A 26,793-nucleotide genomic window follows, 5' to 3' on the forward strand; every position below is an offset into this window, starting at 1 on the left:
TCTGGCAATTGGCAGGTCAGCCAGATCCAGCCTGACTTTGGCCACAAACGACAACGCCCTGCGAATTCAAACCGCAAGGCGTTCTCGTCACTGGCGTTCGCGGTTGGCGTGTCAGCTGGCCGGTGGCGAGCGATCCGAGCCGTGGGCAGCGCCTGGGAATACCAGGCCGCCATCGCAGACCAGGAAGTCGATCCGGCTGTCGGCAAGGGCCTGCAGGGCCTCTTCCGGCGTATTGATGATCGGCTCTTCGTGGGCGTTGAAGCTGGTATTCACCAAGGTTGGCAGTCCGGTCTTCACCTTGAACGCCTGCAGGATGTCGTAGTACAGCGGATTGCTCGCGCGCTCGATGATCTGCGGTCTCGCGGTGCCATCGACATGCACCACCGCCGGAATCTTGTCTGCCCACTCGGGATTGACCTTGGTGGTGATCGTCATGAACCGGCAGGCGTATCGATTCCGCTGGTTGATGTCGTACACGCGCTCGGCATCGACATCCAGGACATAAGGTGCAAAAGGCATGAACTCAGTGCGCTGCAAACGCTTGTTGATGCTGTCGTTGACTTCACGCTGCGCCGGGCTCGCCAGGATAGTCCGCGCACCAAGGGCACGTGGGCCCATCTCCATGGCGCCATAGAAGATCGCTCCCACCCAGTTATCAGCAAGTAGCTGGGCGGTTTTCTCGACATAGCCGGACTCGCGTTCGACCCGGAAGCCGAGCCGTTCGCCAGCGCTGAGCAAGTCCTCACCGGTGTAGGGCCATCCAAAATACAGGTGATCCAGGCGATCACGCGTCAAATTGGCGAGCCCGCGGGTGGCCACCCAGTAGTCGACACAAGCACCGACTGGCAGCCCTTCATCGCCCATTGCCGGGAAAATGAAGACCTCTTCGATCTCCGGCAATGCCGCAACCAGCTGATTCAGGCGCACATTGGAAAATACGCCGCCACTCATGGCGATGTACTTGGCCGGGTTCTTCTTCAGCAGGGCCTGCAACCAGCGCAATACCACCTGTTCGGTACCCACCTGGATGGATGCGGCGATGTCTTCGTTGGAAAGGCCCCGGAACATTTCGCCAAGCACTGCATGCAGGGCCTTGTTGTCCGCCAACTCGGTGTAGATTCGGCCGTCGTCATCGATCGGGAACAGCGCAACGATCTGATCGGCTACCTTCGGCTGACCGAAGGCGGCAAGTCCGGTCAACTTGCCTTCATGGCGGTTTGGTTTGAAACCACAGGCAGCGGTCGCATAGGCGTAGGCCAGCCCAATGGAGGCGCCTTCGTTCTGTGGCTGGTCGAGCAGCGTTTCTTCGCCGCCCCAGATCAGTTTCAGTTGCTGATCGGCAAGCAGGTACGCTGAGTATTGCGCGGCATCGCCACCGCCATCACAGCTCACCAGGAGGGTATCGCCAGACCAGTCGCAATAGCGCAGTGACGACATCACGTGCGCACGATGGTGGTTGGCGAAGTGCATGGCGACATCGGGCCGCAGGCCCATGTGTTGGCGCAACTTGGGAAGATCGAGGCACGTTTCCGCATCCAGGTTCCTGGTGCGTATCATCAGCGACCCCAGCGAGCGATCACGCTGCTGGTTGAGCATCTTCCGACGAACATCTCTGAACGGGAGTGCGCCGGTCTTGAAACAGGACACAGGGAACTTCATACGCGTAAACGCGATCACATCAATCTGGGAACGGGAGATACCGGCAATCCGCAGCACTTCATCCACTGACTGCAGAGCGAAGAAGCCGCCATCATTCTTGACCCGATTCAGGCGCTCCTCTTTGCAGAATGCCAGGAGCTTGTCGTCCGCAAATAGGCACGCCCCCGCATCATGCCCCGTATGAATCCCCATGATGTACATAATTCAAAGCATCCTTCTTTTGATCATCGACTGTCGATTGAAATAGTGAATTACGGATCAGCAGTCTTATTTTTGTGTCCACTTCATGGCGGCACAGATCCGCTACGCCCATACCAACCCGCGCGTTCAAAAAAGTGCGTCCCAAGAGCCCTCAGGAACGATCGCGAATCCTGTTGACGATTGCGGTGGTGGAACTGTTCTCCACCAGTCCGAGCACCCTGACCTCACCGCCATAAGCCCGGACGATATCGGCGCCAACCACCTGATCGATACCGTAGTCGCCACCTTTGACCAGTACGTCCGGCTTGATCTGGGCCAGCAACCGCTCGGGGGTGTCCTCGGTAAAGCTGACCACCCAATCCACCGCGCCAAGGCCTGCCAGCACGGCCATGCGTCGCTCCACGCTGTTGATGGGCCGGCCCGGCCCCTTGAGGCGGCTGACCGACGCATCGTCATTGACCGCCAGCACGAGGCGGTCGCCTTGAGCGCGAGCCTGTTCCAGGTAGGTCACATGACCCGCATGAAGAATGTCGAAACAGCCATTGGTGAAAACGATCTTCTCGCCGTGGGCCCGGGCATCCTCTATCGCGACCAGCAGCTGTTCCAGGCCAAGAACGCCGCGCTCCGAGCCTTGCTCGCGCTGTACCGCGCGACGCAATTCGGGAGCGCTGATGGCCGCAGTACCCAGCTTGCCGACCACGATGCCAGCAGCCAGGTTGGCCAGGGCCACGGCCTGCGGCAGGTCTTCACCCGCAGCCAAGGCAGCCGCCAGGGTAGAAATCACGGTATCACCGGCGCCAGTGACGTCGAACACCTCGCGGGCGCGGGCCGGCAGGTGCAGTGCCTGATGACCAGGGCGTAGCAAAGTCATGCCATGCTCGCCACGGGTCACCAGCAGCGCGCCCAACTCAAGTTCCTGCATCAGCGCGGCGCCCTTGGCCACCAGGTCGGCCTCGTCTGCGCAGCTGCCGACAATGGCTTCGAACTCGCTGAGGTTGGGGGTGATCAGGCTGGCGCCCCGGTAGATGCCGAAGTCCTTGCCCTTGGGGTCGGCCAACACTGGGACACCCGCGCGACGAGCGGCCTGGATCAGCACCTGATGGTTCTTCAGCGCGCCCTTGCCGTAATCGGACAGCACCAGCACCTTGGCCGTGGAGAGCAGACGCTCGACATCGGACGCCACCGCCTCGGCATCAGTGTCGAAGGCTTGCTCGAAGTCCATTCGCAACAGTTGCTGATGGCGGCTCAAGACCCGCAGCTTGACGATGGTCGGCTGCTGCGCGCGACGCTGAAAATGCACGGCCACGCCCGCGGCCTGCAGGCTGTCGGTCAGGCTATCGGCAGCCTCGTCGGTACCGGTGATACCGATCAGCGTGGCGGGCGCGCCAAGGGCAGCGATGTTCAGGGCAACGTTGGCCGCCCCGCCTGGACGGTCCTCGATCTGCTCGACCTTGACCACCGGGACCGGCGCTTCGGGCGAGATACGCGACGTGCCACCATGCCAGTAACGGTCGAGCATGACGTCGCCCACCACCAGAACGGGGGCCTGATCGAAACGGGGCATGGACAGCTTCATGGTGTCTCCGAGCGTCAAAAACGGCGCGGATCATAACATAGCAGCTCAACAGCCCAGAGGTCCCGAATCAGCCGGCAGGCGGGTACGGAAGCGCTCAGAGCCCCCTGCCACACGGCATGTCGCCCCTTGGGGCAATTTGCCGCCGATCATTTCGCTTCGGCAACGCCTTCCTCAGCGAACTGATTGGCATGCAAGCGCGCGTAGTAGCCATTCTGTGCCAGCAGTTCGGCATGGGTACCGCGCTCGACGATCCTCCCCTGATCCATGACCAGGATCAGGTGGGCTTTCTCGATCGTGCTCAAGCGGTGGGCGATCACCAACGTGGTGCGCCCGCTCATGACCCGGTCCAGGGCCGCCTGGATATGCCGCTCGGACTCTGTGTCCAACGCCGAAGTCGCCTCGTCCAGCACCAGCACCGGGGCGTTCTTCAGCAAGGCTCGGGCAATTGCCAGACGCTGGCGCTGGCCGCCGGAGAGCAACACGCCGTTTTCACCGACTTCGGTATCGAAGCCCTGCGGCAGCTTGTCGACGAACTCCCGGGCGTACGCCGCCTCGGCCGCGCGCTCGATCTCTTCGCGCGGCGTGCCGGCCAGATCACCGTAAGCGATGTTGTTCGCCACCGAATCGTTGAACAGGGTCACCTGCTGGGTCACCAGCGCAATATGCCGGCGCAGGTTGCGCAAGCGGTACTGCTCGATATCCACGCCATCCAGCAGGATCTGCCCTTGATTATGGTGGTAGAAGCGCGGAATCAGATTGGCCAGGGTCGACTTGCCGCTGCCGGAGCGACCGACCAACGCCACCATCTGTCCAGGCTCGGCGGTAAAGCTGATGCCCTGCAATACGGGTTTGTCCGTGCCGGGGTACTGGAAGCTCAGGTCACGCACTTCGAGACGGCCACTGGTGCGCTCGCGCTCGACGGTGCCCTCGTCCAGTTCGGGTGTTTCGTCCAACTGCTCAAAGATGCTCTCGGCACCCGCGACGCCTTTCTGCACCGTGGAGCTGACTTCTGAAAGCTGCCGGATGGGCTTGGGCAATAGGCCCGCGATGGTGATGTAGGCCACTAGGTCCCCCGCGGAAGCATCGCCGCGCAGCAGCAGCACCAGGAACATCAGCACCGCCATGGCGGAGAAGATCACCAGTTGCAGCATCGGCGTGTAGATGGCGGACGTCTTGGTCATGCGCAGCTGCTTCTTTGTATTACCCTCGCTGGCGTTGAGGAAACGCGCCTGCTCGTAGGGCTCGCCACCGAAGCTGCGCACCACGCGATAACCCTGGATGGTCTCGGACGCCACGTGGGTCACGTCGCCCATGGCAACCTGGATCTTCTTGCTCTGCTTGCGGAACTTGCGACTGGCGCTGCTGACCATCAGTGCCACCAGCGGCAGGATTGCCAGCATGACCAGTGTCAGCTTCCAGTTCATCCACAGCAGCGTGGCGAACAGGAAGATCACGGTCATGCCCTCGCGGATCACCACCTTGATCGCATCGGTCGCCGCGCCTGTGACCATGGTGACGTTGAAGGTGATCCGGGAAATCAGGTGGCCCGAGTTATGGCTGTCGAAGTAGCGGTTGGGTAGCACCAGCAGATTGTTGAACAGGGCCACCCGCAAATCGTGCACCAGGCCGAGGGAGACCCTGGCCAGGAAATAGTTGCCAAGAAAGGACCCGAGACCCTGCCAGGCGGCAATCAGCACAATCAGCAGTGGCACGGCCTGCAGAAGCTTCAGGTCCCCGACATAGGGCACGTTGGGAAACAGCACGGCATCGGGGTTGGTCAGCCCGTCGACGAAGTACTTGAGCATCCCGCCCAGCATCGGCTGCGTGGAGGCGAAGATGATGAAGCCGATGATGCTGATGAAGAACAGGCCGATGTAGGGCCTTACGTAGCCCAGCAGTCGCAGGTAGATCTTGAGACTCGAGGCCCCGGAGGCGCTGAGGGGTTGATCGGACATGAGCTCACACGTCGACGTTGCCGAAAAAGGCCGAAAAGCTTACCACAGCGGTGGCTGCCCCTAAGCCGAGGATCAATTAAGATGCCGCCTGGCCGGTGGCTCCCCGTCACCGATCCCCGCGCACAGGCGCGATGTGAAGAGTCTGATTGATGAGAGCGCTGCGAGAAACCGAACTCGAGACCCTGCTGCAAGGAGCCAAGACCATCGAGGCCGATGGTCATGGGCTCAAGGTGGCGCGCCTGGCCAATGGCAGCTTCCTGAAGCTGTTCCGCCGCAAACGGCTGCTTTCTTCGAGCCTGTGGTCGCCTCCTGCGCAACGCTTCGCCGATAACGCCAGGCAGCTGGTCAGCCTTGGCATTCCTGCGCCGGTAATCATCGATATCTTCCAGTTGCCCCGAAACCGAGCCAATGGCGTGCTCTACGAGCCGCTACCCGGCGACACCCTGCGTAATCACTGGCGAGACCTCGAGCCAGCCAGGCGCAACTCTGAAGTCCAGAGCTTCGGCCGGTTCCTCGCGCGATTGCATCAGCTCGGCGTGTACTTCCGCTCGCTGCACCTGGGCAATGTACTGCTGCTTCCTGACGGCCAGTTCGGCCTGATCGACCTTTCGGACATGCGCATCAGCGGACATCCACTGGCAGCCGGGAAGCGACGCCGCAATCTACAGCACATACTTCGCTACAAGGAAGACGTGCAATGGTTGGCCAAGGAGCATCGCCTTGCCTTGCTCGAAGGTTATGCACAAGGCAGCAGCGCTGAGTCGGCCAACTCCCTGGCGTCCGCTATCCAGCGCCTTCATCCAAACTGAGGAGAGCGTCTGCTCGACGCTCCCCTCCCCCCGGATCACTTGCCGATCACCAGCACCGTGGCGCCTTTGGCATTTTTGAAGTCAGCCAGAATCCGACGCCCATGCTTGTCCAGCCAGGGCTTCAACCAGGGTTCGTCCGCCTTGACCTCGATCGCGTAGTAGCGGAACTCGGCAACGTGCTCATCGCTCATGGCCTCTTCGCGGCTCAGGCCAGGAGTGTGGTAGCCCCACCCTGCGTAATAACGAATGCGCGGATCTTCGTAGTAGATGGCGTCGCTACGTTGGACGTTCTGCGCCAGCCAGTGGCCCGCTTCGACGTAGTGGGTTTTCTTGGCCGACAGCGAGATGACGTTCGCCAGCATCACCACAACTGCAACCGATGCCAGCACCTTGATCCCGCGCGGGAAACGCCGAGCCAGCTCAGCCATCGCCAGGATCGCGAGCGGAACCGCCAACAGGTTGAGGAAGCTGGTGTAGCGAGAGTTGATGAAGAACTGCTGGACGTAGAAGACCATCAAGACGATGAAGTACAACCCGCCCGCCCAGGCAAATGGCGAAAAGGACTTCAGATAAGGGCGCAGGCTGCGCCAACCATCGCGGAACAGAAAGGGAACACCGAACGGACCAAGCAGCCTGATGAACATCAGCACTGAGGTGGCGAGAAAACCGAAGAACAGTATTTTCCCAGCATCGTCTGCCGAGTATTTCGGCAGAACTTCAGAGCCCAATTGCTCGGCAATCGCCGAGAAGTTATGGAACATCACGCGAGGGTCCAGCAGCGCCAGGTAGTACTGGGCCCGCTCCAGCGGGAGCCGGTCGGTCGCCAGCAGACCGCCAAGGACGGCGCCGCCGAGGAGCATCGGTATCAGCACCAGTTGCAGCATCGAGCGCAGGCCAGCGGCGCTGCGGAGGCCTGGCAGCCGCCACAGGAACAGGGCTCCCATCAACAGGATGGCCTCCAGTCGGAACAGAGCGGCCATCGCCACAGCGGCTGAAATCAGGATGCCCCCAAGCCAGCCACCTCGTTCCTCCCAACGCAGTGCCAGCCATAGCGCAAGTGTCGAGAAGAACCAGAAGCCGAATTCGCGAAGGATCTCACCACGAAATCCGTTGAAGGCCGGCATCGCCAGGACCACGAGACACGCCCATCCCCCCACGCCAGGCACTCGCCGTGTTACGGCGTCCACCAACAATGCGCAGGTGCCGGCCATGAAAAGCGCGCACCAGAGATAGCCGATAGCCTCCAGGGAGACTCCGGTGACGCTATGGGTCACACCGATCAGTATCGGGAACCAGGGCCAGTTGAATTTGGCCAGTGTCGCCGCCACGCCTTGCTCATTGAAGGTTTGCGCAGCATCAAGGTAGAAGGCCGCGTCCTTACTGACCGTGACCTCGAAGTGCACGGCAATCCAGGACAACACCAGACTGCCGATAAAGGCCCAATGGGATGGGCGCAATCTGTTCACCTGATCGATAAGTCCTTGCATGACAGCTCCAGAATTCATGGCCAATGGCTACTTTGGCGGCCACTTTTACCCATTCAACGTTTCAACCAGAGGCGCAGCGCCTTGCGGCTGTAGGACAGATTGAACAGCACACGCCAGTCAGTCCGGACTGCCTCGCGATAATAGTCACGGGCGCCGTCGTGCTCGCCAGCCAGCAGACAGGTGCGGAACAACGACAGGCAGCGCTGGGCGCGATAGCACGGTTTGAGTGACTGGAGATCGGGCGGCAACTGGCGGAAGACCTCGTCCACCAGCGCCAGGCCGACCTTCCGGGCTGCTGTCGCATTGTGGCGCAGGCTGCCGGGATGCTTGTGGACACGCGCCAGCATCAGGTCAAGAACCTCGACCCGTCCGCGGGTCAGGGTGTAGGCGAACACCGGGATATCTTCGCTGTGGCGCAGATGTTCGGGATAGGGGCGCTCGAGCAGGAGCTCGCGCAGGAACACACAGGCGCCGTGGCTGAGGGCGATCTTCTTGTCCAGCAAGTAGGCCTGGAGCCTCTGTAACGGCGCTCGGGGCACCGGGCTTGCAGGGTGCGCGCGCTCGCGACCATCCGGCTCCGCGGATACGTGCCCGGCCAGCCAGAGCCCGACGTCCGGTACCTGGCGCAAGTGCTCGCACAGTTGTGGCAGTGCGCCGTGCACCAACTCGTCGTCGGCATCCAGCAACAGTACATAGCGTCCACATGCGAGGCGTATGCCGTGATTGCGCGCGGCGGAAGGACCGGCATTGTCCTGGCGCACCCCCTGGAAGCGAGCGCCATAGCGCTCGCCCAGGGTGGCAAAGACCGCCGGAGTGTCATCGGTGGAGCCGTCGTCGACCACCCAGAGTTCGACTTCTTCGGTGGCCTGGGCCAACACTGACTCGACAGCACGCGGGAGGACAGCCGCGTAGTTGTAGCTGGGAATGACGACGCTAAGCAGGGGCTTAGCCGACATTGTCATACCAATCCACACCGTCCTTGACGACCAGGATGTCTTCCATGATCAGGTACTGGAGGTCCGAGCCGTAGAACATGTTCAGTGCGTCGGTGGGCGAGCAGATCATCGGCTCGCCACGGCGATTGAGCGAGGTGTTCAGCGACACACCGTTGCCGGTGAGGTTTTCCAGCTCCTTCATCAGGTCATACCAGCGCGGGTTGTGGCGGCGCTCCAGCACCTGGGCCCGGGATGTGCCGTCCTCGTGCACCACTTCGCAGACGCGAGTCTTCCACTCTTCATTGACCTCGAAGGTGAAGGTCATGAAGGGCGACGGATGATCGACCTTGAGCATTTTCGACGCGACGGTGTCGAGCATCGACGGGCAGAACGGCCTCCAGCGCTCACGGAACTTGATCTGTTCGTTGATGCGGTCTGCCACGCCAGGCACGCTCGGGCAGCCGATGATGGAGCGACCGCCGAGGGCACGCGGACCGAACTCCATGCGGCCCTGGAACCAGGCCACCGGGTTGCCTTCGACCATGATTTTGGCGATGCGCTGCGGAGTGTTCTCGATGTGCTTGAACACCGGCTTGTTCGGGTGCTTGGCACAGGCAGCGATGACCTCTTCGTTCGAGAAAGACGGGCCGAGGTAGACGTGCTCCATCTTCTCCACCGGCACGCCGCGCTTGTGCGAGATGTAAGCGGCAGCGCCCACCGCGGTACCGGCATCGCCGGAGGCAGGCTGGACGAACAGTTCCTTCACCTCCGGACGGGCGATGATCTTCTGGTTGAGCTTGACATTCAACGCACAGCCGCCGGCGAAGGCGATCTTGCCGGTTTGGCGGATGATGTCGCCCAGGTAGTAATCCATCATCTCCAACGCCAGCTTCTCGAACAGTGCCTGCATGCTGGCGGCGTAGTGGATGTAAGGATCGTCAGCGATATCGCCCTGGCGCTTCGGCCCCAGCCACTCGATCAGCTTGGGCGAGAAGTAATAGCCCTTGCCGTTTTCCTTGTAGCGGCGGAAACCGATGACGTTGGCATAGTCGGTATTGATGATCAGCTCACCGTTCTCGAACTTCGCCAGACGCGAGAAATCGTACTTGGCCGCGTCACCGTAAGGTGCCATGCCCATGACCTTGAACTCGCCGTCGAGCATCTCGAAGCCGAGGTACTCGGTGATCGCGCCATACAGGCCACCGAGGGAATCCGGGTCGTAGAATTCCTTGATCTTGTGGATCTTGCCGTTCTCGCCCCAGCCGAAGAAAGTGGTGGCGTATTCGCCCTTGCCGTCGATACCGAGGATCGCAGTCTTATCGGTGAAACCCGAGCAGTGATAGGCGCTGGAGGCGTGGGCCAGATGGTGCTCGACCGGTTCGATCTTCACCTTCTTGGCATCGAAACCCAGTTGTTCCAGGCACCAGACAATCTTCTTGCGGTAGCGCTTGTAGCGGCGATTGCCCATCAGGATCGCGTCCAGCGCGCGGTCCGGGGCGTACCAGTAGCGCTTGGCGTAGTGCCAGCGGGCCTTTCCGAACAGGCTGATGGGCGCGAAGGGAATCGCCACCACATCGACATCGGAAGGCTTGATTCCGGCCTGCTCCAGGCAGAACTTGGCCGACTCGTAGGGCATGCGGTTCTTCGCGTGCTTGTCGCGCACGAAGCGCTCTTCTTCCGCGGCCGCGATCAGCTTGCCGTCGATGTATAGCGCGGCGGAAGGATCATGGCTGAGGGCGCCGGAAAGGCCGAGAATCGTCAATGCCACGGAGGTTAGCCTCTTTCAGGGCAGGTGCCGGGCACCTGCGGTAAACGTTTGTCCAGTAACTGGAACAGCGCCGAGTCGGCAGGCCAATTCCTCAAGAAGCGCGCGCGGTCGCGGGCGAAGGCCTTGGCGAACCCATGCTGGCTGCGGTGGTGGCACACAGCGTCGAGATCGATCAAGGCCCAGCGGCCGTCCTGCCAGAACAGGTTGGTGCCCTTCAGGTCGCCATGGCTGATCCGTTCACGGATCAGTGCGGCAAACAGTTGGTCGAGGGCCTGCAATTCGGCTTCGGGAGGAACGCCTGCCCGGTCCGGATTGTCCAGATAGGGCTTAAAACGCGCGATTATATCTTGCCCGGAGAGATATTCGGTAATCAGGTAGGCGCGTCCGCGCAACCAGCAGAACCGGCGCTCGAGCACGGCCAGCGGACGCGGGGTGGCGATACCGAGGAAGTCCAGGCGGTTGCCCTCGCGCCAGCTGTGCCAGGCACGACTGGGGCGCCAGAAGCGTGTCAGCCCGTGCATCAGTCCCTTGATGTTGTAGCGCTTGATCAATACATCATGCTCCGCCACGCGAACCTGGGCGACCGTCGCAGTGGCGCCGTCCTTGAGCCGGCGACCTTGCTGCAGGGCAGCATCCGGTTCATCCAGCAGCGGCGCAAGTGTTGACTCAGCCTCGCGGCGAACGGCCCGCAGACCGAACGCGCCACGAACCATGCTGAACAAGCTGCAGTCACGGGCGACCTTCGCCATGAAGTCGTCAAGCCGCCAGCGCCTAACCCGGGCGATGTCCTTTTGCAGAGCCTCCAGCGGCAGCGCGTGCTCGCCATTGACCAGCAGGTAGTGCACCAGCAACTCCTCGCGGAAAGGATCGAGCGCCGTCGGCAGCTGAGCGAAGAATACGCCGAGGTTGGCCAGCACCTTGTCGCGCGACAAAGGCTCGCCCGGGCTTTCCGCCTTGATGCCACCGCCATCGATGACATACAGGGTGTCGCCGTGGCGAAGCAGGTTGTCCAGGTGCAGGTCTTCCTGCGCCAGTCCCGCCGCATGCATCCTGGCGATGGTTGCCAAGGCCTCACCCAGAACAGCCTGCTGGCCATCGGATAACGGCGTGTCGCGCTCGACCTCACGCCAGGCATCCCAGAGGCTATCGGCACCGTCCAGATAATCGAACAACAGCCAGCCGCCCTCGCCTTCCAGTGTTCCGTCCGCCAGCAACTCCGGTGTCGCGAGCCCTTGCTGATGCAGCGCGCGGACACCTGCAAGCTCACGCTGATAATGTCGCTGCGCCTTGCTACCCACCAACAACTTGGCCAGCACTTTGCGCCCCTCCCACAGCGCCACGCCGACGTAGCGCTGCCCGGGCAGCACCCGCAGCAGACTGATCAGCTCGATACCGCCAGCCATCTCCAGGCGCAATGGTAGCTGCGGATTGCGTCCGGCCCGGGCCAGTTCAGCCAACTTCACTGATTGCGCTCCTTGTTCTGTCGACGGCTGCTCAGGCGCGCAAGCCAATCGGCAACCTTGGGCGAGTCACTCGGTTGCTGCAGATAGAACCCCAGTAACTCGCGCACTTCAGACTCACCCCAGGCATCGGCTCGGCGCACCAGCGCCTCCAGATCCTTTACCCGATCTCGACGCCCCAACAACAGCGGACGGGTCTTCTCCAGGTCAATGACGCAGGCCTCGAAGCCGTCGCCGGCCTCTCGCAGGAACACGTGTTTGGGGTAGAAGCAACCATGCATCTGCCATGACTGATGCAGCCGCCACGCCAGGCCAGCCACCGCAACGAGCAAGGCTGAGCGCTGGGCGGCTGCAAGCGTCGGCCAGGACGCCAGCCAGTCCGCCAGCTCACGCCAGCCATCCAGGGCCCGCGTGACGAGGATGGCCCGGCATTCGCCGTCCACCTGGCGCGCACCGAAAAAGGCAGCCTGCAAAGCGGGTATGCCCAGCCGCTCGTAGCGCCGGATATTGCGAAACTCCCGGGCGAAGGTCGGCTCGCCCAGCGGCCGCGCCAGGCTACGACTGAAGAAGTTGCTCTGCCGTTTGAGGTAGTAGGCGGCCTCGCCCAGTTCCAGCCGGAACACGCTGCTCCAGCCGCCGCGCCCGGTGTTGGGTTCATCCACTGCTTGCAGCCGCGCAGCCCAGAGCGCATCGAAACTGTCCAGGCCATGGCGGGCGAGAATCTCGCGATCCGCCAGGGCGATGAAATCACTCATTCGCGCCCCTCGAAGAATTTTACGATCCGCAGCACCTGGCGCTTGTCCGCGGCATTGAGGCGCTGGCGCCCCTGGTACTGCAGGTAGAAACGCAACCGCTGGCTGCGCGTCAGGTGGTACTTGGCCACCTTGTCCAGGCACGCCAGGTCCTTGATCACCCGATAACGCAGGAAAGGTCCCCACCAGAAGGTCCCGGTAGGGCAATCGATCAGGAACAGGCGACCAGCCTGATCCACTAGTAGGTTGCGCCACTTGAGGTCGTTGTGGGCGAAGTGGTGGTCATGCAGGGTACGTGTTGCCCGTGCCAACTGCCGACTGATGCCATCGACCCAATGCGGGTCAGCCAGGCGCGGGTCGTGCTGCAGAGCCATGGCCGCCATATCGACCGTGCCAGCCAGCTCCCGAGTGATCAGTGCGCCACGGTGAAACGCCCCCACTCGGCGCTCCATTCCCCAGCCCACCAAGGGCGCTGTCGGGATACCCCAGTTGGCGAAGTGCTTGAGATTCTGCCACTCGGCCTTGACCCGTGGTCTGCCGATCCAGCGGCGCAGTCCCTTGCCCGCAGCCCAGTAGCGTTTGACGTAATAGCGCACACCGCGATGCTCGACACGCAGGACCTCGGACAGCGGATCACCGGTGATCCAGTCACCCTGCAGGGCAAACACTCTGTCCAGGTCACCGAACAGAGCGACCACATCGGCCTCCAGGCCTTCGGCAAGTTTCCATTGGCTCAAGCCTGGTCTCCCCCGGCGTACTTGCGCTCGTAGCGCGAAAGCAGGCGCACGGCCTTCTGCTCGAGCCATGCCAGCAGGCGGGCTTCATCGCGCAATACCTGACGCAACGGCTGGCGGAAGTAGGCCTTGAGAAAACGCAGCTTGTCACGCGGGGTCAGGCCAATGTTCAGGGCAGAGAAGTACAGCCCGGCCAGGTCCTTGTTGCGCCAGCGAGTAGGCGTCCGCTCACGGGTTTGCGCACGATGCAGATCGATCACCGACAGCTTGAAATCGTCGGCACGCACCGGCCGCTCCGTGTGCAGGAGAAAATGGCAGATGTAGCAATCGCGATGATTGACCCCCGCCCGATGCATACCGCCGGTCATCCGCGCCACTTCATCGATCAGCGCCCACTTGAGACGTACAGGTGGAGGATTGCGCAGCCAGTCGAGGCAGAAGTCCTCCAGGCTGACGGTAGGCGCGAGCTCTTCGGTGATGATGAAGGAGTGCTGGCGCGCCGGATTGCTGCCGCGCTCACCAAAGGCTACGGCGGTCATGGTCGGCACGCCGACCTCATGCAGGCGCTGGATCGCCGCCCATTCCTGCGCTGCGCCGAGCACCGGCGCCCGCGCCGACACCAGGTTCTTGATGATCTCGCCCCAGCCGATGCCGCGGTGGATCTTGACGAAGTAGCCGCGACCCTCGACCTCGGTGCGCAGGGTCCGCCGACCTTCCAGCTCGCGGTACACCTGTCCCTGCAACGCTTCCACCTCGGTGAAAGCATCACGCCCAGCCCACAGTCGCTCGAAGGGTGGCTTCAGCATCAGCTTCATGAAGATCGCTCCGCGAGGATCACGTCCGCGGCATGCTGCGGCATGCTGTAGAGGTCAGCGCTGTCGGCGAAGGCCAGGCCATTGGCGCTCCAGCGCAGGCGAGCGGCAGGATCGGCAAGCATCTCAGCGAGCATGCGGTTCAACGCTTCTTGTTGGAACGGGCTAGACACTACGCGGCCGCTGTCCGCTTCTGCAATGTAATGGGCATAGCCGCAGACGTCGGTGACCAGCACAGGCAGCCCGGCGACCAGCGCTTCCAGCAGCACGGTGCCGGTGTTCTCGTTGTAAGCGGGGTGGATCAGCAGGTCTGCCCCAAGCAGGAAGCGCGGGATGTCGCTGCGTCCCTTGAGAATGTCGACCTGGTCAGAAATACCCAATGCCTTCACTTGCAGCAGGAAGGGCTTCGGGTCGTCCTGACCGATGACGATCAGCCGAGTGCGCTTGCGCAGTTCGCGAGGCAGGTCGGCCAGCGCCTTGAGGCTGCGATCCAGGCCCTTGGTCTTGAATCCAGAGCCGATCTGCACCAGCAACAGGTCGTCGTCACCCAACTTGAACTCGCGCCGGAAGTCGGCGCGAACCTCGGCAGCATTGGCCGGCGCGCGGCGATCGGCGGCAATCCCCGGCGGCAACAGATGGAAGCGCCGGGCCGGTGTGGCGTAATGCTTGACGAACAACGGCTGCTGCACTTCGGAGATCATCAATATCTCGGTGCGCGAATCCGGCGCGAACACCGCGCGCTCGTAGTCGGAGAAGTGCTTGTAACGTCCCCAGCGGCGATAGAGTCCATTGCGCAGCGTCTGCGCCTTGTCTTCGAAGCAGGGGTCGGCGGCGTAGTAGACGTCCAGCCCCGGCATCTTGTTGAAACCGATCACTCGGTCGACTGGGCGGCGCGCCAGATCAGCCTCGACCCAAGCGGTGAACTTCTCGTTGCGCTTGTGATTGAACAGCGCCTTGACCGGTGCGATCAGCACCTCGAAGCCGTCCGGGACCTCGCCTTCCCAGATCATGGTGTAGACGCGAATGGCATGCCCCCGGCGTTGGCATTCCAGGGCAATGCGCATGAAATCACGTTGCAGCCCGCCGAAGGGGAAGTACTTGTAGAGCACGAATGCCAATTGCATCAGTGGATATCCTCGGTCAGCAGCAGGGCTTCCAGCTGGGTCGCTACGCGCTGCGGATTCAGCCGCGTGAAACATAGCGGCTGTTCGCGGTCGAGGTCGAACAGGCGGCGATCCTCCGCCGTCGGCTTATAGGCGCAGGTTTTCTTCAGGCACGGCGCACAGGGGAAATCGCTCCCCAAATGGATCTGGGCACGCCCATAAGCGCCGGTGAAACCCGGATTGGTCGGACCGTAGAGCGACAAGGTCGGCACGTCGAGCGCGGCAGCCAAATGCCCGAGCCCGGTATCGACGGCGACACAAGCACGCGCCCCCGCCACAACCTTGGCCATGCCCGCGAGGGACAACCTGGGGAGCACCGCGGCGTTTTCCAAGCCCTCGGCGATCCGCTCGGCACGCGCATTCTCGCTCGGATTGCCCCACGGCAGACGCACATGCCAGCCGTGCTCGCAGGCGCGCTCGGTCAACTCGCGCCAGTAGGCTTCCGGCCAGTGCTTGGTGTCCCAGGTGGTGCCATGAAGGAACAGCAGGTAAGGCGCACCACCTTGGGAATCGGCCAGCTGCGCGCGGCTCAGGCCGTAATCGCCGACGCCTTCCGGCAGGCGGTAGTCGAGGGCCTGCGCAAATAATTGGCGCACCCGCTCGACGGCATGCTGGCCCCAGGCGACCGGATAGGCTCGGTCATAGAAGCGGCTGGCCGCCGGTTCACGGGCAGAGTCACGGTCCAGCCCTGCCACCGGCGCCTTGGCGTAACGGCTCAGCAGCGCGCTCTTGAGCAGGCCCTGTGCGTCGATCACCAGGTCGTAGTCGACCTCGCTCAGGCGGCGCTTGAAGCGGCGCCACTCGCCATTCTTCAGGGTCTGCCAGAGGTTCTTGCGCCAGCGGCGGATGGCCACCGGGATGACCTGGGCCACCGCCGGGTGCCAGGCAGGAATTTCGGCGAAGCCTTCTTCCACTACCCAGTCGAACTGGATGCCGGGGATTGCCCGCCGGGCATCGGTCAACGCCGGAAGGGTGTGAATCACATCGCCCAGGGAGGATGTCTTGATCAGCAATACCCGCACTCAGCTAATCTCCGTCAGCTCGAGCGGGTCCGGCACCAGGCGGTCCAGCGCATCCACCACCGGGCGCGGCTGAAGCTCGCGAAGGCAGTTGTAGTGCCCGAAGCGGCAGGTGCGCTCGAAGCAGGGGCTGCAGTCCAGGCCGAGGCGGACGATTTCCACCTGCTCCGCCAGCGGCGGGGTGAACTGCGGCGAGGTCGAGCCGTAGACCGCAACCAGCGGGCGCGCCAGGGCAGCAGCCACGTGCATCAGCCCGGAATCGTTGGAAACCACCGCGGTCGCACAGGACATCAGGTCGATGGCCTCCGCCAGACTGGTCTGCCCGGCCAGGTTCACCGCTTCCTCGCGCAGGCCAGGGATCAGCCGCATGCGGATGTCTTCGCCGCCCGGGTAGTCGTTCTTCGAGCCGAACAGCCAGACCTGCCAGCCTGAACGAATCTTCACCTCGGCTACCTTGGCATAGTGCTCGGCCGGCCAGCGCTTGGCCTCACCGAATTCGGCGCCCGGACAGAGCGCCAGAACCGGTCGATCCAGCCCCAGGCCAAACTTGGCCAGTGCTGCGTCACGGCTGGCCGGATCGATGCGCAGGGACGGCCGAGGGTAAGGTTTGGGCAACTCGGCACCCGGATCGAACGCCAGCGCCATGAAGCGCTCGATCATCAGCGGTAGACGCTGCTTGTCCAGGGCACGGATGTCATTGAGCAAGCCGTAGCGCATCTCGCCCTTCCAGCCCGTGCGCTTGGGAATACCTGCGAAGAACGGCACCAGCGCCGACTTCAGCGAATTAGGCAGAAGAATCGCCTGGTCGTACTGCCCAGCCAGCGATTTGCCGATCTTGCGCCGGGCGGCGATATCCAGCACGCCATGGCCAAGCGGAAAACTCAGTGCTCGCCGGACTTCGGGCATGCGTTCGAGGATGGGGCGACTCCATTCGGGAGCCAGCACATCGATCTGGCAGTCGGGATGACGACTGCGCAGGCACTGGAACAGCGTCTGCGCCATCACCATGTCGCCGACCCAGGAGGGTCCTACGATCAGAATGTTCATAAAGGCAGCTTCAAGCCCCAAGCAACAAGCCGCAAGCGACAAGCAGCTTCCACCACTTGCAGCTTGCGGCTTGTCCCTTGCAGCCTTGTCGGTTTATTTGACCAGCGTGCGCCATTCGGCGTGGGCCGAGGTCTTGCCGGTCACCAGGTCGAAGTAGGCTTTCTGCAGCTTCTCGGTCACCGGACCACGACGGCCGATGCCGATCTTGCGGCCATCGACTTCGCGAATCGGCGTGACTTCAGCGGCGGTACCAGTGAAGAAAGCCTCGTCGGCGATATACACCTCGTCACGGGTGATGCGCTTTTCCACCAGCTTGATGCCGTGCTCTTCAGCCAGGCGCAGCACGGTGGCGCGAGTGATGCCGTTGAGGCAGGCGGTGACTTCGGGGGTGTAGATCACACCATCCTTGATGATGAAGATGTTCTCGCCGGAGCCTTCGGCCACATAGCCCTCCGGATCGAGCATCATCGCCTCGTCGGCACCACCGGAAATCGCTTCCTGCAGGGCCAGCATGGAGTTGATGTAGGCACCGTTGGACTTGGCGCGGGTCATCGAGATGTTCACGTGGTGACGGGTAAAGGAGCTGGTGCGCACCTTGATGCCCACCTCCAGGGCTTCGTCACCCATGTAGGCGCCCCAGTTCCAGGCAGCGACGATCACGTGGACCTTCAGGCCGGTGGCGCGCAGGCCCATGCCTTCGGATCCGTAGAAGACCATCGGGCGGATGTAGGCGCTTTCCAGGTTGTTCTCACGAACGGCGGCACGGGTGGCCTCGTTGATCTCGTCCTTGGTGTACGGGATCTGCATGTTCATGATGTGAGCGGAGTCGAACAGGCGGTCGGTGTGCGCCTGCAGGCGGAAGATCGCCGTGCCGTCCGGGGTGTTGTAGGCACGCACGCCTTCGAACACGCCCATCCCGTAATGCAGGGTGTGGGTCAGCACGTGGGTGGTCGCTTCGCGCCAAGGCACCAGTTCGCCGTCATACCAGATCACACCATCACGATCGGCCATCGACATATTGCCAGCTCCTCAAGAATTCGATTGGTTCAGCCAGGTGAGTCAGCTCAAGCCCAACTCGCGCCAGATCCGCATCACGCCATGGCGCTCCGCCTGGAACTGGTCCCCACCCACTACGCCAGGCTGCTTCTGCAGGGCTTGGCGGTGGGCCGCCGAACGGTAGGCTTTATAGGCTTCCTGCAGCAGGCGAACCTCGTCGCCAGCCAGCAGACCTGCCTGCTCCAGGCCATCCAGAATGCGGATGTTATCGGTGTAACGCACCAGTTCAGGGTGCTGTCGTGACCAGGCCAGGGCCGCATATTGCACCATAAATTCGATATCGACGATACCGCCGGCGTCCTGCTTCAGATCGAAGGAGGCCGTGGCCGAGAAGGCATTTTCCGCCGTTCCAGCTGCGGTTTCGCGGGTGCCGAGGGTACTGCGCATCTTCGCGCGCATCTCGCTGACCTCAGTTCGCAGGGTCGGCAGATCACGCTCCCGACCGAGCACAGCCAGGCGCACCTGCTCAAAAGCAGCAGCAACCCGAGGCGATCCCACCAACACGCGGGCACGCACCAAGGCCTGGTGTTCCCAGGTCCAGGCCTCGCTTTCCTGGTAGCGCTGGAACGCGCCCAGGGAGCTGACCAAGAGGCCGGAGGCGCCGGAAGGCCGCAGGCGCATGTCCACCTCGTACAACGCGCCCGATGTGGTCTGAGTGGTCAGCAGATGGATGATGCGCTGGCCCAGGCGGGTGAAGAACTGGGCGCCATCGATCGGCTTTGCGCCATCAGTCTCGGCCTGAGGGTCGCCATCATGGATGAACACCAGGTCGAGGTCTGAACCATGGCCGAACTCCAGCCCGCCCACCTTGCCGTAGCCAACGATGATGAAGTCCGGATCGCACAGGCTTCCGTCCGCGCGCCTGGGCGTACCGTAGCGCGCCACAGTCTGGCGCCAGGACAGGGCCAGCACCTGGTCGAGAATGGCCTCGGCCAGCCAGGTCAGGTAATCACTGACCTTCATCAAGGGCAGGGTACCGGCGATCTCCGATGCGGCGACCCGCAGGCCATGAGCCAGCTTGAAGTGCCGCAGGGCCTCCATCTGCTGTTCCAGATCGTCCTCGGGGATTCGCGTCAGCCGTTCGCGCAACTCCGCAGCCAGCTCCGGCGCCAGCGGCGGACGGTAGAGCCGCCCTTCATTAAGGAGTTCGTCGAGCAGCAGGGGAAAGCGCGTGATCTGCTCGGCGATCCAGGGGCTGGCCGCGCACAACTGGATTAAGCGCTGCAAGGCCCCCGGGTTCTCGGTAAGCAGCACCAGGTACGCCGAGCGTCGTGCCACCCTCTCGACCAGGGGCAGCACACGCTCAAGCACCAGGTCAGGGTTCGCGTGCTCAACAGTCATGTTCAGCAGGCGTGGAATGAAGGCATCCAGGCGCTCACGCCCCAGGCGCTGCATCGCCCGGACTTGCGGCCCGGTACGCAGGTCGGTCAGGCGCCGCCACGCCGCGGCGGGCTCGACAAAGCCGGCCTCGGCCAACTGACGGCAGGCGCTTTCCTCATCCAGCGCCTCTTCCCAGAGCGGCAGCCATTCGCCACCAATGCACGTCTCCCCGTCACCGCCCTCTTCTTCATCCGGATCAGCAATGACCTGACGGAAGTGCCAATCGATCCGGCCGCGCCAGTAGGTCAGCCGCTCATGGAAAGCCATCCAATCATCGAAGCCCATGATGAATGCCACACGCGACCGGTCCAGCTCACCATCCGGCAGCATCTGCGTCTGACGGTCGGCGATCGCTTGCAGGGCATGTTCCGTGTAACGCAGGAACTCGTAGCCCTCCTTCAATTCCGCCACCACCGGCGGCGGCAGGTAACCCTGCCCCTCCAGAGTGTCCAGCACCTTCAACAGTGGCCGCTGTTGCAGGCTCAGATCGCGCCCTCCATGAATCAACTGAAAGGCCTGAGCAATGAACTCCACTTCGCGGATCCCACCCGAACCGAGCTTAACGTTCTCGGTCATGCCCTTGCGCCGCACCTCCTGCTGAATCAACTGCTTCATCGAGCGCAACGCCTCGACAGCCGAAAAGTCCAGGTAACGGCGATAGACGAAAGGCCGCAGCATTTGCAGCAACTGGCCACCCGCAACCTGGTCGCCAGCCACGACCCTGGCTTTGATCATGGCGTAGCGTTCCCAGTCACGACCCTGATCCTGGTAGTACTGTTCCAGCGCATTGAAGCTGAACACCAGGGGGCCGGAGGATCCGTAAGGGCGCAGGCGCATGTCGACACGGAAGACGAAGCCGTCCACTGTGATCACGTCCAGCGCCTTGATCAGCCGCTGTCCGAGGCGAGTGAAGAACTCCTGGTTATCCAGCGCGCGCTTGGCACCCTCCGTTTCGCCTCCCTCCGGGTAGCCGAAGATCAGATCGATATCGGACGACAGGTTCAGCTCATGGGCACCCAGCTTGCCCATGCCGAGAACCACCAGATGCTGCGGCTGGCCGGAGCGGCGGCCGATGGGCGTGCCGAACTGCACACAGTGGCGGCCATATAGCCATTGATAGGCGAGATCGATGCTGGCGTCGGCCAGATCAGAGAGATCGTTGCAAGTCTCCGCCAGGTCGGCTTGCCGGGTCAGGTCGCGCCAGATAATGCGCACCTGTTGGCGATTACGGTAACGGCGCAGGCGACGCGCCAGTTCGTCCTCATCCGGACAGTCATCCAGCAGCGACGCCAATTGCGCGCGCAGTTCGCCCGTCGCAAAGCTGCGCTCCAGCTCGCCGGAGGCTGCCAGGGCCAGCAACATCGAAGGATCGCGCGCAGCCTGCTCGGCGACGAAATCACTGGCGCCGCTCACACGAGCAAAATCAGCCTGCTGCTCGTCGGGCCAGTTATCCAGTTCTGCAGCGGGAACGCCTGGAATTTGTGCGAGTGTAGTGCGAAAGGCCGCCAACGCCCGATCGGCGCTGGATTGGAGGGGGGCCGACAAGGCGGCCAGCGGCGGCAGGCTCATGGTCTATCCTTTTCTGGCTGCCGCCCCAGGGGCGGGCAGCAGGCTCAGCGACAGCAGAACGGCTCTAGATCAATGATTTCAGCCGAACGTCCGTCGCAGCCTGTAGTTTTACTACGAAAGATTGTATCCAAGGTGCTGAAACCGTCGTCGATTTGTAGTAAAACTACACGAGCCCGGTTCTACCCCCGGTTAATCCAAGAATTTCGCCGCGGCCGCCCATAAGGCCGGCCGTGACCACTGGCATCCGATTCTGGAAGCCTTTCCGCCCTGGAGCAAGCCATGCAAGACCTCGATCCCGTCGAAACCCAGGAATGGCTGGATTCCCTGGAATCCGTACTCGACAAAGAAGGCGAAGACCGCGCGCATTACCTGCTGACCCGCATGGGTGAGCTGGCGACCCGCAGCGGCACCCAACTGCCGTACGCGATCACCACGCCGTACCGCAACAGCATTCCGGTGACCCACGAAGCACGCATGCCCGGCGACCTGTTCATGGAACGCCGCATCCGTTCGCTGGTTCGCTGGAACGCCCTGGCAATGGTAATGCGCACCAACCTGCACGACCCGGACCTTGGCGGTCACATTTCCAGCTTCGCGTCCTCGGCGACCCTCTACGACATCGGCTTCAACTACTTCTTCCAGGCGCCCACCGACGAACACGGCGGCGACCTGATCTTCTATCAAGGCCATGCCTCCCCCGGCGTCTATGCCCGTGCCTTCCTCGAAGGCCGCATCACTGAAGACCAGATGACCAACTTCCGTCAGGAAGTCGACGGTCAGGGCCTGTCTTCCTACCCGCACCCCTGGCTGATGCCGGACTTCTGGCAGTTCCCGACCGTTTCGATGGGTCTGGGCCCGATCCAGGCGATCTACCAGGCACGCTTCATGAAATACCTGGAAAGCCGAGGCTTCATCCCCGCCGGCAAGCAGAAGGTCTGGTGTTTCATGGGCGACGGCGAGTGCGACGAGCCGGAATCCCTCGGCGCCATCTCCCTAGCCGGCCGTGAAAAGCTGGATAACCTGATCTTCGTCATCAACTGCAACCTGCAGCGCCTCGACGGCCCGGTACGTGGCAACGGCAAGATCATCCAGGAACTGGAAGGCGTCTTCCGCGGCGCCCAGTGGAACGTCAACAAGGTGGTCTGGGGGCGTTTCTGGGACCCGCTGTTCGCCAAGGACACCAACGGCTCCCTGCAGCGCCGCATGGACGAAGTCGTCGACGGCGAGTACCAGAACTACAAGGCCAAGGACGGCGCATACGTCCGTGAAAACTTCTTCAACTCTCCAGAGCTCAAGGACATGGTCAAAGACCTCTCCGACGACGAGATCTGGAAGCTCAACCGTGGCGGCCACGACCCGTACAAGGTCTATGCGGCCTACCATCAGGCGGTCAACCACAAGGGCCAGCCCACCGTGATCCTGGCCAAGACCATCAAGGGTTACGGCACCGGTGCGGGCGAAGCGAAGAACACTGCGCACAACACCAAGAAGGTCGATATCGAGAGCCTGAAGCAGTTCCGCGACCGCTTCGACATCCCGGTAAACGACGACGACCTGGAAAAACTGCCGTTCTACCGCCCGCAGGAAGGTAGCGCCGAGCACAAGTACCTGCACGAGCGCCGTGCCGCGCTGGGTGGCTACGTGCCGCAGCGTCGCGCCAACAGCTTCTCCATCCCGACCCCGCCGCTGGAAACCCTCAAGGCGATCCTCGATGGCTCCGGCGACCGTGAAATCTCCACCACCATGGCCTTCGTGCGCATCCTCGCGCAACTGGTCAAGGACAAGGAACTGGGCCAACGCATCGTTCCGATCATCCCGGACGAAGCTCGTACCTTCGGCATGGAAGGCATGTTCCGCCAACTGGGCATCTACTCCTCCGTCGGCCAGCTCTACGAGCCCGTCGACAAGGACCAGGTGATGTTCTACCGCGAGGACAAGAAGGGCCAGATCCTCGAGGAAGGCATCAACGAAGCGGGCGCCATGTCCTCCTTCATCGCGGCAGGTACCTCGTACAGCAACCACAACCAGCCGATGCTGCCGTTCTACATCTTCTATTCGATGTTCGGCTTCCAGCGGATCGGCGACCTGGCCTGGGCGGCCGGCGACAGCCGTACCCGTGGATTCCTGATCGGCGGCACCGCCGGCCGCACCACGCTCAACGGTGAAGGTCTGCAGCACGAGGACGGCCATAGCCACATCATGGCTGCGACCATCCCGAACTGCCGCACCTACGACCCCACGTACGGCTATGAGCTGGCGGTGATCGTTCGTGAAGGTATCCGCCAGATGGTGGAAGAGCAGCAGAACGTCTTCTACTACATCACCGTGATGAACGAAGCCTACACCCAGCCGGCCCTGCCGGTAGGTGTCGAAGAAGGCATCATCAAGGGCATGTACCTGCTGGAAGAAGACAAGAAAGACGCGGCCCACCACGTGCAGCTGTTGGGCTCCGGCACCATCCTGCGCGAAGTCCGTGAAGCGGCGAATATCCTTCGCGAAGAGTTCAACGTCGGTGCCGATGTCTGGAGCGTCACCAGCTTCAACGAACTGCGCCGCGACGGCCTGGCCGTCGAGCGCCACAACCGCCTGCACCCGGAGCAGAAGCCTCAGCAGAGCTACGTTGAGCAGTGCCTGACCGGTCGCAAGGGTCCGGTAGTCGCTTCCACCGACTACATGAAGCTGTTCGCCGACCAGATCCGCCAGTGGGTACCGAGCAAGGAATACAAGGTCCTGGGCACCGACGGCTTCGGCCGTAGCGACACCCGCAAGAAGCTGCGCCACTTCTTCGAAGTGGACCGCTACTGGGTGGTCCTGGCGACCCTGGAAGCCCTGGCAGATCGCGGCGAGATCGAACCAAAGGTCGTGGCCGAGGCCATTGCCAAGTTCGGCATCGACCCTGAAAAACGCAACCCGCTGGACTGTTAAGAATCGGTTTAAGAGCGTCGTGAGCGCAGCTCAGGCAAGGAGAGAACGGGCGAAGACGCGGAGTTTACATCCAGTAAATGAGCAGTCTGAGTCCGTTTTCGACACAGCATGAGCAAGCGCAACAGCAATTAAACAGGTTCTCTGAGGAGACGCATTGTGAGTGAATTGATTCGCGTACCCGATATCGGCAGCGGCGAAGGTGAAGTGATCGAGCTGTTCGTCAAAGTGGGCGACCGCATCGAGGCCGACCAGAGCCTGCTGACCCTGGAATCCGACAAGGCCAGCATGGAGATCCCGGCGCCCAAGGCCGGGGTGATCAAGAGCCTGAAAGTGAAGCTGGGCGACCGTCTGAAAGAAGGCGACGAGCTGCTCGAACTGGAAATCGAAGGTGCCGCCGCCGCGGCACCGGCGGCTGCCGCCCCGGCGCCCAAGGCCGAAAATCAGCCTGCTGCCGCTCCGACCCTGGCTGCCGCGCCGGCAGCCGTCAGCGAAAGCGTGCAGGACATTTTCGTCCCGGACATCGGCTCGGCCGGCAAGGCCAAGGTCATCGAAGTGCTGGTCAAGGCCGGTGACAGCGTCACGGCCGAGCAGTCGCTGATCACCCTGGAATCCGACAAGGCCAGTATGGAGATTCCCTCCCCCGCCGCCGGCGTCGTGGAAAGCGTCGAAGTGAAGCTGGACGCCGAGGTCGGCACCGGCGACCTGATCATCAAGCTGCGTGTAGCAGGTGCTGCTCCGGCTGCGCCCGCCCAGGCCGCAGCACCGGCACCGGCTGCAGCCCCCGCCACCGCGCCGGCAGCGGCGCCTGTAGCTCCGGCAACAGCCTCCGTGCAGGACATCAAGGTTCCGGACATCGGCTCGGCCGGCAAGGCCAAGGTCATCGAGATCCTGGTCAAGGCTGGCGACACCGTCGAGGCCGAACAGTCGCTGATCACCCTGGAGTCCGACAAGGCCAGCATGGAGATTCCATCCCCGGCTGCCGGCGTGGTGGAAAGTGTCGAAGTGAAGCTGGACGCCGAAGTCGGCACCGGCGATCTGATCCTCAAGTTGCGCGTCGCAGGTGCTGCCCCTGCAGCGGCTGCTGTGGCGCCGGTCCAGGAAAGCCAGCCGGTGCACCGCGTGCCGGCCGGCGCCCACCCGGTCGTGGCCGCCGAGGTCAGCGCGATTGCCGCTCTATCGGCCGCAGCTGCGGGCAGCCCCGGCATGCCAGGGCGCTCGAACGGCGCCAAGGTCCACGCTGGCCCCGCCGTCCGCCAGTTGGCTCGTGAGTTCGGTGTCGAGCTGAACGCCGTACCAGCCAGCGGTCCACACGGCCGTGTCCTCAAGGAAGACGTGCAAGCCTACGTCAAGGCAATGATGCAGAAGGCCAAGGAAGCTCCGGCAGCTGCTGCTGGCGTGACCGGTGGTGCAGGCATTCCGCCGATCCCGGAGGTGGATTTCAGCCGCTTCGGCGAAATCGAAGAAGTGGCCATGACCCGCCTGATGCAGGTCGGCGCTGCCAACCTGCACCGCAGCTGGCTCAACGTCCCGCACGTCACTCAGTTCGATTCGGCTGACATCACCGAGCTGGAAGCCTTCCGCGTGGCCCAGAAGGCCGTGGCGGAAAAGGCTGGCGTTAAGCTGACCGTGCTGCCGCTACTGCTCAAAGCCTGTGCCTACCTGCTCAAGGAAATGCCGGACTTCAACAGTTCGCTGGCCCCGAGTGGCAAGGCGCTGATCCGCAAGAAGTACGTGCATATCGGCTTTGCCGTGGATACTCCGGACGGCCTGCTGGTGCCGGTGATCCGCGACGTCGACCAGAAGAGCCTGCTGCAACTGGCCTTTGAAGCCGCCGAACTGGCGGAAAAGGCGCGCACCAAGAAGCTCTCTGTCGACGCCATGCAGGGCGCCTGCTTCACCATTTCCAGCCTCGGCCACATTGGCGGCACCGGCTTCACGCCGATCGTCAATGCGCCGGAAGTGGCGATCCTCGGTGTTTCCAAGGCAACCATGCAGCCAGTGTGGGACGGCAAGGCCTTCCAGCCGCGCCTGATGCTGCCGCTGTCGCTGTCCTACGACCACCGTGTCATCAACGGTGCTGCTGCCGCGCGCTTCACCAAGCGTCTTGGCGACGTACTGGCGGACATACGCACGATGCTGCTGTAACCCCTTGCTTCATTGCGAGCACGCCACGCTCGTACCTCAACCCCGCCCAATACGGCGGGGTTTTTTTTCAGTTGTGCACACCAATCCGTGAAGCGCTGACTTTGCGCTGAATAGCCAATCTGGCGCGGAAGCAATTCAATATTTCATAAAAAGTCATTGATTCCATACAGTTGGAATCAAACGTTAAAAAAATACTTGAAATGCAGCGCATCAGCGCAAAACTCGGAACTACACTCCTTCAGGAACGAGAATGCTTGTGCCTACAGGCCTAGGGTTGCTTGCCAGTGCCAACAGCATCATGCACGCTTGCCCGATGGTTTAAGGAAGTTAGGCAGGGCCAC

At 62.5% G+C, this 26,793-nt stretch carries 18 protein-coding genes; 3 read left to right on the plus strand and 15 right to left on the minus strand.

The window, feature by feature from the left end; genetic code table 11:
* Positions 1-111: 111 nt before the first annotated feature.
* From OXH74_RS05875 to msbA, 3 genes are all read right to left on the minus strand, one after another.
* Positions 112-1,860 (minus strand): carbamoyltransferase C-terminal domain-containing protein, encoded by a 1,749-nt coding sequence (locus OXH74_RS05875; protein WP_375740446.1) that lies wholly within the window; start codon positions 1,858-1,860, stop codon positions 112-114.
* Positions 1,861-2,011: 151 nt separating this feature from the next.
* Positions 2,012-3,436, minus strand: coding sequence for a bifunctional D-glycero-beta-D-manno-heptose-7-phosphate kinase/D-glycero-beta-D-manno-heptose 1-phosphate adenylyltransferase HldE (hldE, locus tag OXH74_RS05880; RefSeq protein WP_375740447.1), 1,425 nt, complete (start codon positions 3,434-3,436; stop codon positions 2,012-2,014).
* Between the two features lie 146 nt (positions 3,437-3,582).
* A complete protein-coding gene (msbA, locus tag OXH74_RS05885) occupies positions 3,583-5,391 on the minus strand; it encodes a lipid A export permease/ATP-binding protein MsbA (protein ID WP_375740448.1) in 1,809 nt (602 codons plus the stop codon).
* 149 nt (positions 5,392-5,540) lie between these two features.
* Here msbA and OXH74_RS05890 point away from each other — a divergent pair, with 149 nt between their 5' ends.
* Positions 5,541-6,200 carry a phosphotransferase gene (locus tag OXH74_RS05890; RefSeq protein ID WP_375740449.1) on the plus strand — a complete coding sequence of 220 codons (660 nt, stop codon included), beginning with the start codon at positions 5,541-5,543 and terminating at the stop codon, positions 6,198-6,200.
* Positions 6,201-6,235: 35 nt separating this feature from the next.
* On the opposite strand, the gene OXH74_RS05895 is transcribed toward OXH74_RS05890, so the two are convergent.
* The 12 genes from OXH74_RS05895 to glnE form a co-directional block, all read right to left on the minus strand.
* Positions 6,236-7,687, minus strand: a complete 1,452-nt coding sequence (locus OXH74_RS05895) for a hypothetical protein (RefSeq protein ID WP_375740450.1) — start codon at positions 7,685-7,687, stop codon at positions 6,236-6,238.
* 53 nt (positions 7,688-7,740) lie between these two features.
* Positions 7,741-8,643 (minus strand): glycosyltransferase family 2 protein, encoded by a 903-nt coding sequence (locus tag OXH74_RS05900; protein WP_375740451.1) that lies wholly within the window; start codon positions 8,641-8,643, stop codon positions 7,741-7,743.
* On the minus strand, positions 8,633-10,390 hold the full coding sequence (locus tag OXH74_RS05905; RefSeq protein WP_375740452.1) for a carbamoyltransferase: 1,758 nt from the start codon (positions 10,388-10,390) through the stop codon (positions 8,633-8,635). The genes OXH74_RS05900 and OXH74_RS05905 overlap by 11 nt, the downstream gene beginning before the upstream one ends.
* A 5-nt stretch (positions 10,391-10,395) precedes the next feature.
* Positions 10,396-11,853, minus strand: coding sequence for a lipopolysaccharide kinase InaA family protein (locus OXH74_RS05910; RefSeq protein WP_375740453.1), 1,458 nt, complete (start codon positions 11,851-11,853; stop codon positions 10,396-10,398).
* Positions 11,850-12,605, minus strand: coding sequence for a lipopolysaccharide kinase InaA family protein (locus tag OXH74_RS05915; RefSeq protein WP_375740454.1), 756 nt, complete (start codon positions 12,603-12,605; stop codon positions 11,850-11,852). The genes OXH74_RS05910 and OXH74_RS05915 overlap by 4 nt, the downstream gene beginning before the upstream one ends.
* Positions 12,602-13,339, minus strand: a complete 738-nt coding sequence (locus tag OXH74_RS05920) for a lipopolysaccharide kinase InaA family protein (protein ID WP_375740455.1) — start codon at positions 13,337-13,339, stop codon at positions 12,602-12,604. Before OXH74_RS05920 ends, OXH74_RS05915 begins: the two co-directional genes overlap by 4 nt.
* A complete protein-coding gene (gene rfaP / locus OXH74_RS05925; protein WP_375740456.1) occupies positions 13,336-14,151 on the minus strand; it encodes a lipopolysaccharide core heptose(I) kinase RfaP in 816 nt (271 codons plus the stop codon). Before rfaP ends, OXH74_RS05920 begins: the two co-directional genes overlap by 4 nt.
* Entirely contained in the window at positions 14,148-15,272 is a 1,125-nt protein-coding gene (locus OXH74_RS05930) for a glycosyltransferase family 4 protein (protein WP_375740457.1), read from the minus strand. Before OXH74_RS05930 ends, rfaP begins: the two co-directional genes overlap by 4 nt.
* Positions 15,272-16,333 carry a lipopolysaccharide heptosyltransferase I gene (gene waaC / locus OXH74_RS05935; protein ID WP_375740458.1) on the minus strand — a complete coding sequence of 354 codons (1,062 nt, stop codon included), beginning with the start codon at positions 16,331-16,333 and terminating at the stop codon, positions 15,272-15,274. Before waaC ends, OXH74_RS05930 begins: the two co-directional genes overlap by 1 nt.
* Positions 16,334-17,377, minus strand: coding sequence for a lipopolysaccharide heptosyltransferase II (gene waaF / locus OXH74_RS05940; protein ID WP_375740459.1), 1,044 nt, complete (start codon positions 17,375-17,377; stop codon positions 16,334-16,336).
* 93 nt (positions 17,378-17,470) lie between these two features.
* Positions 17,471-18,394, minus strand: coding sequence for a branched-chain-amino-acid transaminase (gene ilvE / locus OXH74_RS05945; protein WP_375740460.1), 924 nt, complete (start codon positions 18,392-18,394; stop codon positions 17,471-17,473).
* Positions 18,395-18,436: 42 nt separating this feature from the next.
* Positions 18,437-21,382, minus strand: a complete 2,946-nt coding sequence (gene glnE, locus OXH74_RS05950; RefSeq protein ID WP_375740461.1) for a bifunctional [glutamate--ammonia ligase]-adenylyl-L-tyrosine phosphorylase/[glutamate--ammonia-ligase] adenylyltransferase — start codon at positions 21,380-21,382, stop codon at positions 18,437-18,439.
* Between the two features lie 279 nt (positions 21,383-21,661).
* Here glnE and aceE point away from each other — a divergent pair, with 279 nt between their 5' ends.
* The gene (gene aceE, locus OXH74_RS05955) at positions 21,662-24,307 is read left to right on the plus strand and encodes a pyruvate dehydrogenase (acetyl-transferring), homodimeric type (protein ID WP_375740462.1); all 2,646 of its coding nucleotides are present in this window, start codon (positions 21,662-21,664) and stop codon (positions 24,305-24,307) included.
* Positions 24,308-24,463: 156 nt separating this feature from the next.
* Positions 24,464-26,452: a dihydrolipoyllysine-residue acetyltransferase gene (gene aceF / locus OXH74_RS05960; protein ID WP_375740463.1), complete on the plus strand. Its 1,989-nt coding sequence runs from the start codon at positions 24,464-24,466 to the stop codon at positions 26,450-26,452.
* The last annotated feature ends 341 nt before the right edge of the window (positions 26,453-26,793 follow it).

This window comes from Metapseudomonas boanensis, assembly GCF_042232855.1.
Classification (GTDB): domain Bacteria; phylum Pseudomonadota; class Gammaproteobacteria; order Pseudomonadales; family Pseudomonadaceae; genus Metapseudomonas; species Metapseudomonas boanensis.

Excerpts from the sequence above, each read along its gene's own strand:
- OXH74_RS05875 (WP_375740446.1), bottom strand. The coding sequence starts at position 1,860 with ATGTACATCATGGGGATTCATACGGGGCATGATGCGGGGGCGTGCCTA.
- hldE (WP_375740447.1), bottom strand. The coding sequence starts at position 3,436 with ATGAAGCTGTCCATGCCCCGTTTCGATCAGGCCCCCGTTCTGGTGGTG.
- msbA (WP_375740448.1), bottom strand. The coding sequence starts at position 5,391 with ATGTCCGATCAACCCCTCAGCGCCTCCGGGGCCTCGAGTCTCAAGATC.
- OXH74_RS05890 (WP_375740449.1), top strand. The coding sequence starts at position 5,541 with ATGAGAGCGCTGCGAGAAACCGAACTCGAGACCCTGCTGCAAGGAGCC.
- OXH74_RS05895 (WP_375740450.1), bottom strand. The coding sequence starts at position 7,687 with ATGCAAGGACTTATCGATCAGGTGAACAGATTGCGCCCATCCCATTGG.
- OXH74_RS05900 (WP_375740451.1), bottom strand. The coding sequence starts at position 8,643 with ATGTCGGCTAAGCCCCTGCTTAGCGTCGTCATTCCCAGCTACAACTAC.
- OXH74_RS05915 (WP_375740454.1), bottom strand. The coding sequence starts at position 12,605 with ATGAGTGATTTCATCGCCCTGGCGGATCGCGAGATTCTCGCCCGCCAT.
- rfaP (WP_375740456.1), bottom strand. The coding sequence starts at position 14,151 with ATGAAGCTGATGCTGAAGCCACCCTTCGAGCGACTGTGGGCTGGGCGT.
- OXH74_RS05930 (WP_375740457.1), bottom strand. The coding sequence starts at position 15,272 with ATGCAATTGGCATTCGTGCTCTACAAGTACTTCCCCTTCGGCGGGCTG.
- waaF (WP_375740459.1), bottom strand. The coding sequence starts at position 17,377 with ATGAACATTCTGATCGTAGGACCCTCCTGGGTCGGCGACATGGTGATG.
- ilvE (WP_375740460.1), bottom strand. The coding sequence starts at position 18,394 with ATGTCGATGGCCGATCGTGATGGTGTGATCTGGTATGACGGCGAACTG.
- glnE (WP_375740461.1), bottom strand. The coding sequence starts at position 21,382 with ATGAGCCTGCCGCCGCTGGCCGCCTTGTCGGCCCCCCTCCAATCCAGC.
- aceE (WP_375740462.1), top strand. The coding sequence starts at position 21,662 with ATGCAAGACCTCGATCCCGTCGAAACCCAGGAATGGCTGGATTCCCTG.